Annotated in this window: 11 protein-coding genes and 1 tRNA gene; 4 read left to right on the plus strand and 8 right to left on the minus strand. The window is 70.7% G+C overall.

Features of this window, described 5'->3' with window-relative positions; genetic code table 11:
* The first annotated feature begins 143 nt into the window (after window positions 1–143).
* Window positions 144–1,778 carry a fatty acyl-AMP ligase gene (locus tag AC30CM_RS02580; RefSeq protein WP_490115256.1) on the plus strand — a complete coding sequence of 545 codons (1,635 nt, stop codon included), beginning with the start codon at window positions 144–146 and terminating at the stop codon, window positions 1,776–1,778.
* On the opposite strand, the gene AC30CM_RS02585 is transcribed toward AC30CM_RS02580, so the two are convergent.
* Window positions 1,775–2,389: an AAA family ATPase gene (locus AC30CM_RS02585; RefSeq protein ID WP_490115257.1), complete on the minus strand. Its 615-nt coding sequence runs from the start codon at window positions 2,387–2,389 to the stop codon at window positions 1,775–1,777. The two genes, AC30CM_RS02580 and AC30CM_RS02585, sit on opposite strands and share 4 nt — an antisense overlap.
* A gap of 62 nt (window positions 2,390–2,451) precedes the next feature.
* Between AC30CM_RS02585 and AC30CM_RS02590 the strand changes: the two genes are divergently transcribed.
* Window positions 2,452–3,486, plus strand: coding sequence for an epoxyqueuosine reductase (locus tag AC30CM_RS02590; RefSeq protein ID WP_490115258.1), 1,035 nt, complete (start codon window positions 2,452–2,454; stop codon window positions 3,484–3,486).
* Here the strand turns inward: AC30CM_RS02590 and pth are convergent.
* The 6 genes from pth to AC30CM_RS02620 all read right to left on the minus strand — a co-directional run bounded on the left by pth (window position 3,483) and on the right by AC30CM_RS02620 (window position 8,363).
* Window positions 3,483–4,061: an aminoacyl-tRNA hydrolase gene (gene pth / locus AC30CM_RS02595; protein WP_490115259.1), complete on the minus strand. Its 579-nt coding sequence runs from the start codon at window positions 4,059–4,061 to the stop codon at window positions 3,483–3,485. The genes AC30CM_RS02590 and pth overlap by 4 nt on opposite strands.
* Before the next feature lie 6 nt (window positions 4,062–4,067).
* A complete protein-coding gene (locus tag AC30CM_RS02600; protein ID WP_490115260.1) occupies window positions 4,068–4,742 on the minus strand; it encodes a 50S ribosomal protein L25/general stress protein Ctc in 675 nt (224 codons plus the stop codon).
* Between the two features lie 191 nt (window positions 4,743–4,933).
* Entirely contained in the window at window positions 4,934–5,599 is a 666-nt protein-coding gene (locus tag AC30CM_RS02605) for an LpqN/LpqT family lipoprotein (RefSeq protein WP_490115261.1), read from the minus strand.
* A gap of 102 nt (window positions 5,600–5,701) precedes the next feature.
* Window positions 5,702–6,682 carry a ribose-phosphate diphosphokinase gene (locus tag AC30CM_RS02610; protein ID WP_490115262.1) on the minus strand — a complete coding sequence of 327 codons (981 nt, stop codon included), beginning with the start codon at window positions 6,680–6,682 and terminating at the stop codon, window positions 5,702–5,704.
* Window positions 6,683–6,794: 112 nt separating this feature from the next.
* Entirely contained in the window at window positions 6,795–8,261 is a 1,467-nt protein-coding gene (glmU, locus tag AC30CM_RS02615) for a bifunctional UDP-N-acetylglucosamine diphosphorylase/glucosamine-1-phosphate N-acetyltransferase GlmU (RefSeq protein WP_490115263.1), read from the minus strand.
* A gap of 30 nt (window positions 8,262–8,291) precedes the next feature.
* Window positions 8,292–8,363 (minus strand) — tRNA-Gln (locus AC30CM_RS02620).
* Between the two features lie 98 nt (window positions 8,364–8,461).
* Between AC30CM_RS02620 and AC30CM_RS02625 the strand changes: the two genes are divergently transcribed.
* A complete protein-coding gene (locus tag AC30CM_RS02625; RefSeq protein ID WP_490115379.1) occupies window positions 8,462–9,055 on the plus strand; it encodes a TetR/AcrR family transcriptional regulator in 594 nt (197 codons plus the stop codon).
* Between the two features lie 5 nt (window positions 9,056–9,060).
* Here AC30CM_RS02625 and lysA read toward each other — a convergent pair whose 3' ends face one another.
* Window positions 9,061–10,401 carry a diaminopimelate decarboxylase gene (gene lysA / locus AC30CM_RS02630; protein ID WP_490115264.1) on the minus strand — a complete coding sequence of 447 codons (1,341 nt, stop codon included), beginning with the start codon at window positions 10,399–10,401 and terminating at the stop codon, window positions 9,061–9,063.
* A gap of 186 nt (window positions 10,402–10,587) precedes the next feature.
* Between lysA and mfd the strand changes: the two genes are divergently transcribed.
* Entirely contained in the window at window positions 10,588–14,253 is a 3,666-nt protein-coding gene (gene mfd, locus AC30CM_RS02635) for a transcription-repair coupling factor (RefSeq protein ID WP_490115265.1), read from the plus strand.
* Window positions 14,254–14,256 lie beyond the last annotated feature (3 nt).

Here is a 14,256-nt window from a genome sequence, read left to right on the forward strand (position 1 = left end):
GATGCGCAGGCGGTCCTGCCGGCGTCATCATCGTTTCGCAACACAACTGCGCCCGATTCGTATGTGCGTCCCGCTACGGCGACGACTGCCCGCGGGTGGAGCATGGATCACCGGGCACAGTCGCCGGACACCAGGAGGTCGTGGTGAGCAGATTTACCGAGAAGATGTTCCGCAACGCGCACGAGAGCAGCCGTGGCATGGTCACGGGCGAGCCTCACGAGCCGGTGCGGCACACGTGGCTCGAGGTCCACGAGCGTGCCCGCCGCATCGCAGGCGGACTCGCGGCCGCGGGTGTCGGGCACGGTGACGCCGTCGGCGTCCTCGCGGGCTTCCCGGTGGAGATCGCTCCCACCGCGCAGGGCGTGTGGATGCGCGGCGCCAGCCTGACCATGCTGCACCAGCCGACGCCCCGGACCGACCTGGCCGTGTGGGCCGAGGACACCATGAACGTCATCGGCATGATCGAGGCCGATGCCGTGATCATCTCCGAGCCGTTCCTGGTCGCCGCCCCGGTGCTCGAGGAGAAGGGCATCAAGGTCCTCAAGGTCGCCGACCTGCTGGCCGCCGAGCCGATCGACCCGGTCGAGACCGGCGAGGACGACCTGGCGTTGATGCAGCTGACGAGCGGCTCGACGGGGTCACCGAAGGCCGTGCAGATCACGCACCGCAACATCCACTCCAACGCCGAGGCCATGTTCGTCGGCGCGCAGTACGACGTCGACACCGACGTCATGGTGAGCTGGCTGCCCTGCTTCCACGACATGGGCATGGTCGGCTTCCTGACCATCCCGATGTACTTCGGCGCGGAGCTGGTCAAGGTGACGCCGATGGACTTCCTGCGCGACACCCTGTTGTGGGCGAAGCTCATCGACAAGTACAAGGGCACCATGACCGCGGCGCCCAACTTCGCCTACGCGCTGCTGGCCAAGCGGCTGCGCCGGCAGGCCAAGCCCGGCGACTTCGACCTGTCCACGCTGCGGTTCGCGCTCTCGGGCGCCGAGCCGGTCGAGCCCGCCGACGTCGAGGACCTCCTCGACGCGGGCAAGCCGTTCGGCCTGCGGTCCTCGGCCATCCTGCCCGCCTACGGCATGGCCGAGACCTGCCTTGCGGTGTCGTTCTCGCCGTGTGACGCGGGTCTGGTGGTCGACGAGGTGGACGCCGACCTGCTGGCCGCGCTGCGCCGCGCCGTCCCGGCCACCAAGGGCAACACGCGCCGCCTCGCGTCGCTGGGCCCGCTGCTGCAGGACCTGGAGGCGCGTGTCGTCGACGAGAACGGCGACGTGATGCCCGCCCGCGGCGTCGGCGTCATCGAGCTGCGCGGTGAGTGCGTCACGCCGGGGTACATCACGATGGGCGGCTTCCTGCCGTCGCAGGATGCGCACGGCTGGTACGACACCGGCGACCTCGGTTACCTCACCGAGGAGGGCAACGTCGTGGTGTGTGGCCGCGTCAAGGACGTCATCATCATGGCGGGCCGCAACATCTACCCGACCGACATCGAGCGCGCCGCGGGCCGTGTGGAGGGCGTGCGCCCCGGCTGCGCCGTCGCCGTGCGCCTGGATGCCGGCCACTCGCGGGAGACCTTCGCGGTGGCCGTCGAGTCCAACGCGTGGCAGGACCCGGCCGAGGTGCGCCGCATCGAGCACGAGGTGGCCCACGAGGTCGTCACCGAGGTCGACGTGCGGCCGCGCAACGTGGTGGTGCTGGGCCCGGGCACCATTCCGAAGACGCCGTCCGGCAAGCTGCGCCGCGCGAACTCGGTCTCGCTGGTCACCTAGAACCGCACGTGCCGCGCCGCCACCGCGAGGCGGCGTAGTTGGTAGCGCGCCGGCGAGAGCCGCGGGTGGACGAGGCGCAGACCTGCTCGCGCCGCGACGTCCTCCACCACCTCGTCGACGGTGCGGCCGTCGGTGGGCACGTGCGTGGCGAAGCGCGGTGTCGCCAGCGCGGCCACGCATCGCGGGATCTGTCGTATCCCCCACGTCTCGGGGCGTCCCATGGCCGCGCCGATCCAGTACGCGCTGCGCGTGCGCAGTCGCTTCTCCAGCGTGTCCGGCGACGCCTGCAGCGCGAAGTGCGCCACGTGCACCCCGGCCGCCGTCAGGCCGTCCACGAGTTCGTCGAAGTAGTCCTCGTCGACCACCGTCATGGGCACCAACACGGGACCGCCGTTCTGGGCGGCGACGGCGTCGGCCAGCGTGGCGACGACGGCGCTGCGCCACTGCGGCCGGTCTTGGAAGTCGTCGCGGGCTGCCGCGGGCAGCATCCGGTGGATGGCGAAGCCGAGGAGTTCGGGGTCGGCGACGTGCGAGTTCGGCAGGCGCCGGTGCAGTTCGAATGCCGTGTGGGTCTTGCCTGCGCCGAAGGCGCCGTTGATCCAGATCAGCACCCGGCCGAGTGTAGGCGGCCACGCCTTGACGGCAGCTAAGTTCAGCCAACTATACTCAGAGGATGACGCACCCCCTGCCGCCACGGCTCGCCGACCACCCCACCGTCCGCGCGGTGCGCGAACGCCCGCGCCCTCGGCCGACCCTGGTCGACGCCGACTGGCTGCGCGCGGTCTGCCTTGCCGCAGGCGCCGACGACGTGGCGTTCGCCCGCGTCGACGACCCCGCGCTGGCGTCGGAACGCGAACACGCCGAGGCCGCCCTGCCCGGCGCGCGCAGCTACGTCTCGCTGGTGGCCAAGATGAACCGGGACAACGTGCGCTCCACCGCTCGCAGCGTGGCCAATCAGGAGTTCCACCGCACGGGCGAGGTGATCAACGAAGCGGCGCACCGCATCACCCGCGCCCTGCAGGACGCCGGCCACCGGGCCCTCAACCCGTCGGCCACCTTCCCGATGGAGATGGATCGCTTCCCCGGGCGGATCTGGGTCATCGCGCACAAGCCGGTGGCGGTGGCGGCCGGGCTGGGGGTCATGGGCATCCACCGCAACGTCATCCACCCGCGGTTCGGCAATTTCATCCTGCTGGCCACGCTCGTCGTCGATGCACCGATCTCCAGTCATGGCCAACCGCTGGACTACTCGCCATGCCTGGAGTGCAAGCTGTGCGTGGCGGCCTGCCCGGTGGGAGCCATCGGCAAGGACGGTGAATTCGACTTCATGGCGTGCTCGGTGCACAACTACCGGGAGTTCATGGGCGGCTTCACCGACTGGGTACAGACCATCGCCGACAGCGACGACGCGGCCGACTTTCGTTCGCGCGTCACCGATTCGGAGAACGCGTCGATGTGGCAGAGCCTGGCGTTCAAGCCGAACTACAAGGCGGCGTACTGCCTGGCGGTGTGCCCGGCGGGGGAAGAGGTCATCGAGCCGTACCTCGACGACCGGAAGGCGTTCATGGACACCGTGTTACGGCCGCTGCAGGACAAGCGTGAGACGCTCTACGTGCTACCGGGATCGGCGGCCAAGGCGCACGCCGAGAAACGGTTCCCGCACAAGCCCACCAGGGTGGTCGACAGCGGCGTGCGCAGACCCGGCTAACCCCAGGCGTGTACGACGTTCTGCGCGGGCTCCAGCCCGTCGCGGATCAACAGCTCGGTGGCGTCGGCGCCCTGCTCGACGATGGTCGCCAGCTCGGGCCGCTCCCGGGAGCTGAAGTTCTCCAAGACGAACGACGCCCCGGACTGCCGCCCCGGCGGGCGGCCGATGCCGAGCCGCACGCGGAGGTAGTCGTTGGTGCCCAGTGCTGCGGTCACCGACCGCAACCCGTTGTGCCCGGCCGCCCCGCCACCGAACTTCAGCCGGATGCGGCCGAAGTCGATGTCGAGTTCGTCGTGCAGCACGATCACGTCGGCGGGCGGCACCGAGTAGAACTTCGCCAGCGGTCCCACGTGCCGACCCGATTCGTTCATGTACGTCCGCGGTTTGGCGACCACCACGGACCGGCCGCCGAGGTGGCCGGTGACCACCTCGGCGCCGGACTTCTTGTGCACCTTGAACCCCGAGCCGATGCGGTCGGCGAGCACGTCGGCCACCAGGAAACCGAAGTTGTGCCGGGTGGTCTCGTACTGCGGCCCGGGATTTCCCAGGCCGACCACCAGCAGGGGCTCGGCCACGGGCGACTACTCGGACTCGGCGGCCGCGGCGTCCTCGCCCTCGGCGTCGCCTTCGCCCTCGGCCTCGTCGGCGGCTTCGGCCTCGGTCTCCTCGCCGGCGCCCTCGGCCTCGAGGTCCTCGGCGGTGGGCGCGACGACGACGTTGACGACGAGCAGCTCGGGATCGGACACCAGGGTGACGCCCGACGGCAGCTCGATCTCGCCGGCGGTGATCTGGGTGCCGGCCTCGGCGCCCTCGACCGAGACGGTCAGGCCCTCGGGGATGGACAGCGCCTCGGCCTCGATCTCGATGGCCGCGGTGTCCTGGGTGACCAGCGTGCCGGGGGCGGCGTCGCCCTCGACGGCGACGGTGACCTCGACGGTGACCTTCTCGCCCTTGCGGACCACCAGCAGGTCGAGGTGGGTGACCGTGCGACGGATCGGGTGGATCTCGAGCGACTTGGTGAGCGCCAGCTGCTCCTTGCCCGCGATGTCGAGCGTCAGCACGGCGTTGGTGCCGGAGTGGCGCAGCACGGCGGCCAGGTCGCGGGCCGGCAGCTCGAGGTGCTGGGGATCGGTGCCGTGGCCGTACAGCACGGCGGGGACACGGCCTTCGCGGCGCGCGCGGCGCGAGGCGCCCTTGCCGGTCTTCTCGCGAACGGTCGCGGTGAGATTGTTGGTGCTCTGGGCCGACTTGGCCATCTGCTGCTCCTGGTGCCTGGTGCGGATCATTCGGGGCACGGCCAGGGTCAGGCGCAGCGTCGCTGCGGGTTCGTCCCGTCGATGACGGTGGTCGAGCCACCCTCGCCGTGATCGCCGTTCAGGCTAGCGCACCATCCCGGCGTCGGCGAAATCACGCGGGCGACGTCGCTGCAGGCTCGGCGCGCCGGGAACTACTTCGCGGCGACCGTGAAGCCCTTGATGATGGCCTCGATGTCCGGGCCCTGTGCCTGTGCCTCGTCGGCGAACGTGGTCACCGTCAGCTGGATGAGGTAACGCTGCCCCGGAATGCCCTCGCGCACGGGCTTGCCGGTGGCGATCACGATGCGGTTGTAGCTCTGCATGCGTTGGCCGTTGAGGTCGTAGGTGCCCTCGATCATCGCCGAGGGGAAGCCGTCGTAGTCGGCGTCGGACGTGTTGAGTTCCTTGAAGTTCTTCGACAACCGCGCGTCGCCGTCGGCGTGCTTGAGCGCCTCGCGCACGTCGAAGTCGCCGTTGAGCTTGAAGGCCAGCAGCATGGCCGTCGGATAGGTGTCGCCCTTGGCGATCATCCGCGTGCCCGGCGAGAGGTTGGTGTTGGCGTAGGGCAGCCATCCGGGCGGCGTCGGGACGTTCACCGCCAGGTCGGGCAGACCGTCGGGGGGGAGGGGTTCGCCGGTGATGCCGATGCGTTCGAGGTAGGCCGAGATGGACTCCGGCGGCTCGTCCGACGACGCAGTGGTGGTGGTGGGGGTGGTCGACCACAGCGACTGGTAGTCGGGTTGGTCTGGGCCGCAACCGGATACGGCGACGACGGCGGCAGCCGTCAGGGCCGCCCACCTCGCGTGGCGGGGCGTCACGGAGTCTCGCGCACCGCGTCGAAAGGCCGAGCCAACCGGGTGCCCTTGGACGGGTCGTGAAGGATCGTGGCCACCATGCCTGCTAGCTCCTCGCGACGAGCGCTAGGCCGAACCGTCGAACAGGCTGGTCACCGAACCGTTGTCGAACACCGCGCGGATGGTGTTGGCCACCAGCGGCGCGATGGACAGCACGGTCAACTGCGGGAACTGCTTGTCCTCGCCGATGGGCAGCGTGTTGGTGACGATGACCTCGCGGGCCCCGCAGTCGGCGAGTCGCTCGCGGGCCGGGTGGCTCAGTACGCCGTGCGTGGCGGCGATGATCACGTCGCCCGCACCGTCGGCCTTGAGCAGCTTGACCGCCCCGGCGATGGTGCCGCCGGTGTCGATCATGTCGTCGGTGAGGATGCAGGTCTTGCCCTTGACGTCACCGACGACGCGGTTGGACTTCACCTGGTTGGGCACCAGCGGGTCACGGGTCTTGTGGATGAAGGCCAGCGGCACGCCGCCGAGGGAGTCGGCCCACTTCTCGGCGACGCGCACGCGGCCCGAGTCGGGGGACACGACCACCATGTCGTGGTCGGCGTAGTTCTCGACGATGTAGCCGCACAGCAGCTTCTGGGCGCGCATGTGGTCCACCGGACCGTCGAAGAAGCCCTGGATCTGATCGGTGTGCAGGTCGACGGTGACGATGCGGTCGGCGCCTGCGGTCTTGTACAGGTCGGCGACCAGCCGCGCGGAGATGGGCTCGCGGCCGCGGTGCTTCTTGTCCTGCCGCGCGTACGGATAGAACGGCAGGATCGCGGTGATGCGCTTGGCGCTGCCGCGCTTGAGCGCGTCGATCATGATGAGCTGTTCCATCAGCCACGTGTTGAGCGGCGCGGGATGGCTCTGCAGCACGAAGGCGTCGCTGCCTCGTACCGACTCGTCGAAGCGGACGAAGATCTCGCCGTTGGCGAAGTCGCGCGCCGTCTGGGCCGTGACGGGCACGTCCAGTTCCTTGGCGACCTGCTCGGCCAACTCCGGGTGTGCGCGCCCGGAGAAGAGCATCAGGTTCTTGCGGTTGTCGGTCCAATCCGTGGCCACTGGGCTGCCTTCGCGGTCGGGGAGCGATACGGGGCAATGGTACGGAGCATTCCTGCACGCGTGTCGCCGGGTTACCAGAATCCGAACGGCAGGCATCCGATCGTCGCCGCGATCACCCGTTCTCTGGGGTCGGTTCGGGGTCGGCCCCCTCGGTCTGGGAGCGTGCGGCGGCCGCGGCGCGGGCCGACGCGCTGTCGGGCCGCTTGCGCAGCACCCAGTCCTCGATGTTGCGCTGCGGGCCTGCCGACACCGCCAGCGCGCCGGGCGGCACGTCGTCGCGGATCACGGTGCCCGCGCCGGTGTAGGCGCCGTCGCCGATGCTCACCGGCGCCACGAACATGGTGTCCGAGCCGGTGCGCACGTGCGATCCGATGGTGGTGCGGCTCTTCTGTTCGCCGTCGTAGTTCACGAACACGCTCGAGGCGCCGATGTTGGAGTGCTCGCCGATGTCGGCGTCGCCCACGTACGTCAGGTGCGGCACCTTGGTGCCGGTGCCGATCACGGTGTTCTTGGTCTCGACGAACGCACCCAGCTTGCCGTCGCGGCCCAGTTCGGTGCCCGGCCGCAGATAGGTGAACGGGCCGACGGTGGCGCCGGGGCCGATCACCGACAGCTCGCCGTGCGTCCGCACGACCGAGGCGCCGTCGCCCACCTCCATCGAGGTCAGCGTGGTGTCGGGGCCGATGCTGCAGCCGGCACCGATGACGGTGGCCCCCAGCAGCTGCGTGCCCGGGGCGATCACGGTGTCGGGGCCGATCTCGACGTCGACGTCGATCCACGTCGTGGCGGGGTCGGTCACGGTGACGCCGGCGCGCTGGTGGCGCGCGACGATGCGCCGGTTGAGTTCGCCGGCCAGCTCGGCGAGCTGCACGCGGTCGTTGATGCCTGCCACCAGCGCGCTGTCGTCGACGTGGCGGGCGCGCACCGGCCGGCCGCTCTCGCGGATCAACGCGATGGCGTCGGTGAGATACAGCTCGCCCTGGGCGTTGTCGGCCCGCAACTGGCCCAGCGCCGTGCGCAGTGCCGCGGCGTCGAACGCGTACACCCCGGAGTTGATCTCGGCGATGGCGCGGTGGGCGGCGTCGGCGTCGGCGTGTTCGACGATGGCGACGACGGCGTGCTGCGCGTCGCGCACGATGCGGCCGTAGCCGGTGGGATCGGGCAGCGTCGTGGTGAGCACCGTGGCCCCGGCACCCTCGTGCTCGGTGGTCAGCGCGGCCAGGGTGTCGCCGTCGAGCAGCGGGACGTCGGCGGTGGTCACGACGACGGTGCCCGCGAAGTCGTCGGGCAGCCCCGACAGGCCGACGCCGACGGCGTGGCCGGTGCCGAGCTGGTCTTCCTGCACGACCGTGACGGCGGTGCCGCCCGACACGCGGGCGACCTCGGCGCCGACCTGCTCGCGGCCGTGGCCCACGACCACCACGACGTGGCGTGGGGACAGCGCGGTCACGGCGTGCAGGACGTGGGCGAGCATGCTGCGGCCTGCCAGGTGATGCAGCATCTTGGGGGTCGCGGACCGCATCCGGGTGCCTGCTCCGGCAGCCAGCACGACGACGGCGACGTCGGATTGTGTGGTCACGAATCACTTCCGATCGCGGCTTGAGCCTCGCTCCGTCGCCAGGACTCGAACCTGAACTATCTGAACCAAAATCAGAGGTGCTGCCGATTACACCACGACGGACCAACGGTCGAGACTTTAGTGGATGCCGAGGGAAACGACGCCCTAGGCTGACGGCCGTGGCAGGACCCGACAAGGAGCCGCGCGCTCCTCGCGCCCGGATGACCGGCAGTGAGCGGCGCCAACAGCTCGTGGAGGTCGCGAAGTCGCTGTTCGCCGAACGCGGATACGACGGCACGTCGATCGAGGAGGTCGCGCAGCGCGCGAACGTGTCGAAACCCGTGGTGTACGAGCACTTCGGCGGCAAGGAGGGGCTCTACGCCGTGGTCGTGGACCGCGAGATGTCGGCCCTGCTGGACGGCATCACGGCGTCGTTGACCAACAACCGGTCGCGGGTGCGGGTGGAGCGGGTGGCGCTGGCGTTGCTGACCTACGTCGAGGAACACACCGACGGGTTCCGCATCCTGATCCGCGACTCGCCGGCGGCCATCACGTCGGGCACGTACGCCACCCTGCTCAACGACGCCGTCAACCAGGTGTCCTCGATCCTGGCGGGCGACTTCGCCCGGCGCGGTCTCGATCCGGATCTCGCGCCGCTGTACGCGCAGGCGCTCGTCGGCTCGGTGTCGATGACGGCGCAGTGGTGGCTCGACGTCCGCGAACCGAAGAAGGAGGTCGTCGCCGCGCACGTGGTGAACCTGGTGTGGAACGGGCTGACGCACCTCGAGCCGGATCCCGAACTGCACGACGGGTAGCGCGCTCAGCCCTGGTCGCGCAGCAGCAGGTCGGCGGTGGTCTCGCGCCGCACGATCAGGCGCGCCTGCCCGCGGCGCACCGCGACCACGGGCGGCCGACCCACGAGGTTGAACGTGGAGGCCATGCTGTGGTGGTAGGCGCCGGTGCAGGCCACGGCCAGCAGGTCCCCGGGATGCAGGTCGGCGGGCAGGTCGACGTCGTGGGCGATGACGTCGCCGGCCTCGCAGTGCCTGCCGACGACCGTCACCGGCTGCGTGGGTCCCAGGGGGTGACGGTTGGCGACGGTGACGGTGTAGCGCGCGCCGTACAGCGCGACGCGCGGGTTGTCGCTCATGCCGCCGTCGACGGCGACGAACGTGCGGCCGCCGGGCTGGTGCTTGATCGCGATGACGCGGTAGGCGGTGACGCCTGCCCGGGCGACCAGGGCGCGGCCGGGTTCGACGACGATGGCCGGCCGCGGGATGCGCTCGGCGCCGCAGGCCGCGTCCAGCGAGTCCTCGATGACGTCGTCGAGGGCGCCGAGGTTCAGTTCGGGGTCGCCCGCCACGTAGGGCACGCCGTGGCCGCCGCCGATGTTCAGCTCCGGTAGCAGCACGCCGTAACGGGTGCGCACGTCGGACATCAGGCGCACCATGCGGACGATGGCGTCGCCGTAGGGCGTGGGATCGGTGACCTGTGATCCCAGGTGGCAGTGCAGGCCGACGAGGCGCAGCATCGGCTGGTCGAGCACGCGCCGGATGGCGAGCATGGCGTGACCGTCGGCGATCGCGAACCCGAACTTCTGGTCGGTGACGCCCGTGGTGACGGCGGCGTGGCCGTGAATGTCGACGTCGGGGGTGACGCGCACCAGGACGTCGACGGGGCGGCGCAGCTGGCTGGCCAGCAGTGCGATCTCGGTGCCGCAGTCGACGACGATGCGCCCGACCCCGGCGTCGGCGGCGGTGCGCAGTTCGGCGGTGGTCTTGGCGTTGCCGTGTACCACGAGGTTGCGCGGGTCCACCCCGCCGGCCAGGGCGGCGGCCAGCTCGCCCTGGGAGCAGACGTCCAGGCCCAGGTGGTTGCGGGCCACCCAGCGCGCCACCTCGGTGGTGAGCAGTGCCTTGCCCGCGTAGGTGATGCGCACGCCCCGTAGGCGGGACCGGTAGGTCGCCACGCGATGGTCGAAGTCGGCCTCGTCGAGCACGTAGGCGGGCGTGCCGAATTCGTCGGCCAGCTCGGTCAGGGGGACACCGCCCACGCACAGCCTGCCCTCGGGGTCGACGCGCGCGGTGATCGGCCATACGGCCGGGTCGATGCGCAGGGGCGCGGCACGGTGCAGCGTGTGCAGGCTGTCGAGGAGCGTCATGTCCTCACGGTCCACCCGTGGCGACCGCCCGGCCAGGATCTTGACGATCTCTTCACGCCGCAGCGCCGGGTCCTAGCGGGTTCGATGCGCCGTGCTGCCCGGTGGGCGCACATCACGGGGTGTCCGGCACGGTGTCGGACCTCCTCCTCCTGGAGGTGTCGGACCTCCTCCTAGAATCGGAAGACGATGAACGCACCGGGGTACCACCATGTCCAGACCCCGATGGCGGGGCTCGTCGAGTCGGCACTGGCCGATCCCGGCCTGCGAGACGTCGTACGCTTCGCCGCCGACGGCGCCGCCCGAGACCTGGTGGCGCCCGCGGCGGCGCGGCTGTTCGTGGCCGCCGCGCTGGCCTCGGCGGGGCCGCTGCTGGTGGTCACCGCGACGGGCCGCGAGGCCGACGATCTGACCGCCGAACTGCGGGCCACCCTCGGCGACGCCGTCGCGATGTTCCCGTCGTGGGAGACGCTGCCGCACGAGCGGCTGTCGCCGGGGGTCGAGACGGTCGGCGCACGGGTGAAGGTGCTGCGCCGGCTGTCGCACCCCGACGACGCGCTGCTCGGCGCGCCGCTGCGGGTCGTGGTGACCACGGCGCGGTCGCTGCTGCAGCCCATGCTGCCGGACCTCGCCGAGATCGCGCCGGTGACGTTGGAGGTGGGTGCCGACGCGGACTTCGACGCCGTCGTGGCGCGGTTGGTCGACCTGGCGTACACGCGGGTCGACATGGTGGGCAAGCGTGGCGAATTCGCGGTGCGCGGCGGCATCCTCGACGTGTTCCCGCCCACCGCAGAGCATCCGGTGCGTGTCGAGTTCTGGGGTGACGAGGTCTCCGAGATGCGCATGTTCTCGGTGGCCGACCAGCGCTCGATCCCCGAGATCGACGTCACGGCGGTGGTGGCGGTGGCGTGCCGGGAGTTCCTGCTCACCGAGGACGTGCGCCGGCGCGCGGCGGCGTTGGCGGCCGACCATCCGGTCAGCAGCGAGCACGTCACCGGCACGGTCGCCGACATGCTGGCCAAGCTGGCCGAGGGCATCCCGGTCGACGGCATGGAGGCCCTGCTGCCGGTGCTGCGACCCACCGAGTTGGGGTTGCTCACCGATCACCTGCCGGCCGGCGCGCCGGTGTTGGTGTGCGATCCGGAGAAGGTGCGCACCCGTGCGGCCGACCTGATCAAGACGGGACGCGAGTTCCTCGAGGCGTCGTGGTCGGTCGCCGCCGTCGGCGGTGACGCGCCGATCGACGTCGAGCAGCTGGGCGGTTCGGGGTTCCGCGCCCTCGAGGAGGTGCGCCAGACCGCGACCGCGGGTGGGCATCCCTGGTGGACGCTCAGTCAGCTGGCCTCCGAGCAGGCCGTCGCCCTCGACGTCCGCGCCGCGCCGTCGGCCCGCGGGCAGGCGGGCGTCGAGGAGATCTTCGCGATGCTGCGCGCACACGTCGCCACCGGCGGCCTGGCCGCGGTGGTCACCCCCGGCGCGGGCACCGCACAGCGCGTCGTCGAGCAACTCGCCGAATCCGACAGTCCCGCAAGCATCTTGGAACCCGGCGCGGCACCGAGGCCGGGCGTGGTCGGCGTGCTGAAGGGGCCGCTGCACGACGGCATCGTGATGCCGGGCGCCAACCTGGTGATCGTCACCGAGAGCGATCTCACGGGCAACCGGGCCACCGCGCCGACGGGCCGCAAGCTGGCCGCCAAGCGCCGCAACGTCGTGGACCCGCTGGCGTTGGCCGCCGGGGACCTGGTGGTGCACGACCAGCACGGCATCGGCCGCTTCGTCGAGATGACCGAGCGCACGGTGGGCGGCGCGCGCCGCGAGTACCTGGTGCTGGAGTACGCGTCGAGCAAGCGCGGCGGCGGCTCGGACAAGCTCTACGTGCCGATGGACGCGCTGGATCAGCTGTCGCGCTACGTCGGCGGTGAGGCGCCGACGCTGAGCAAGCTCGGCGGCAGCGACTGGACCAACACGAAGACCAAGGCGCGCAAGGCGGTTCGCGAGATCGCCGGGGAGCTGGTGGCGCTCTACGCCAAGCGTCAGTCCGCCCCTGGGCACGCGTTCGCCCCGGACACGCCCTGGCAGGCCGAGATGGAGGACGCGTTCGGCTTCACCGAGACCGTCGACCAGCTGACCGCCATCACCGAGGTCAAGGCCGACATGGAGAAGCCGGTCCCGATGGACCGCGTCATCTGCGGCGACGTCGGCTACGGCAAGACCGAGATCGCGGTGCGCGCGGCGTTCAAGGCCGTGCAGGACGGCAAGCAGGTGGCCGTGCTGGTGCCGACGACGCTGTTGGCCGATCAGCACCTGCAGACGTTCACCGCGCGCATGGCCGGGTTCCCGGTGACGGTCAAGGGGCTGTCGCGGTTCACCGACCCCGCGGAGTCGCGCGCGGTGGTCGAGGGCATGAAGGACGGCTCCGTCGACGTGGTGATCGGCACCCACCGGCTGCTGCAGACCGGTGTGACGTGGAAGGACCTGGGCCTGGTCATCGTCGACGAGGAGCAGCGCTTCGGCGTCGAGCACAAGGAGCACATCAAGTCGATGCGCACGCACGTCGACGTGCTGACCATGAGCGCCACGCCGATCCCGCGCACCTTGGAGATGAGCCTGGCGGGCATCCGCGAGATGTCGACCATCCTCACCCCGCCCGAGGAGCGGTTCCCCGTGCTGACGTACGTGGGCCCGCACGACGACAAGCAGGTGGCCGCGGCGCTGCGCCGCGAGCTGTTGCGCGACGGGCAGGCGTTCTACATCCACAACCGGGTGCGTTCCATCGACTCCGCGGCGGCCAAGATCCGCGACCTGGTGCCGGAGGCGCGGGTGGTGGTGGCGCACGGGCAGATGCCCGAGGAGCAGCTCGAGCGCACGGTCGAGGGGTTCTGGAACCGCGAGTTCGACATCCTGGTGTGTACGACCATCGTCGAGACGGGCCTGGACATCTCGAACGCGAACACCCTGATCGTGGAGCGCGCCGACACGTTCGGGCTCTCGCAGCTGCACCAGCTGCGCGGGCGCGTGGGCCGCTCGCGCGAGCGGGGCTACGCCTACTTCCTGTACCCGCAGGACTCGCCGCTGACGGAGACGGCGTATGACCGGCTTGCCACCATCGCGCAGAACAACGAGTTGGGCGCGGGCATGGCGGTGGCCATGAAGGATCTCGAGATCCGCGGTGCGGGAAACGTGTTGGGCGCCGAGCAGTCCGGGCACGTGGCCGGCGTCGGGTTCGACCTCTACGTGCGGTTGGTCGGGGAGGCGGTCGAGGCCTTCCGGGCCGCCGTCGACGGCAAGACCGTGGCGACGCCGCAGGAGACCAAGGACGTCCGCATCGACCTGCCCATCGACGCGAACCTGCCGCCGGACTACATCAGCAGCGACCGGTTGCGGCTGGAGGGGTACCGGCGCCTGGCGGCGGCGTCCGACGACGCGTCGATCCTGGCGGTGGTGGACGAGCTGATCGACCGCTACGGCCCGCTGCCCGAGCCCGCGCAGCGGTTGGCCGCGGTAGCTCGGCTGCGGTTGCTGTGCCGGGAGTACGGCGTCACCGACGTCGGCGCGATCTCGGATTCGACGGTGAAGATCTCGCCGTTGACGCTGGCGGATTCGCAGCAGCTGCGGTTGAAGCGGATGTATCCCAGTGCCGCGTATCGGGCGACGACGTCGACCATCTCCATGCCGATCCCGCGCGCCGGGTCGGGCATCGGGGCGCCGCGCATCCGCGACCTGGAGTTGGCGGGTGCGGTCGCCGGATTGCTGCTCGCACTGGATGGCCGCGCGCAGACCGAAGTTGATATAACCGATTTCGAGCGGTGGCGTAGTGCGGCGGGGCGCGCGTCCGCCGAGGGCAGCGCCAAGTAGAGG

The organism is Mycobacterium sp. DHQP2018-32-09 (assembly GCF_058148405.1).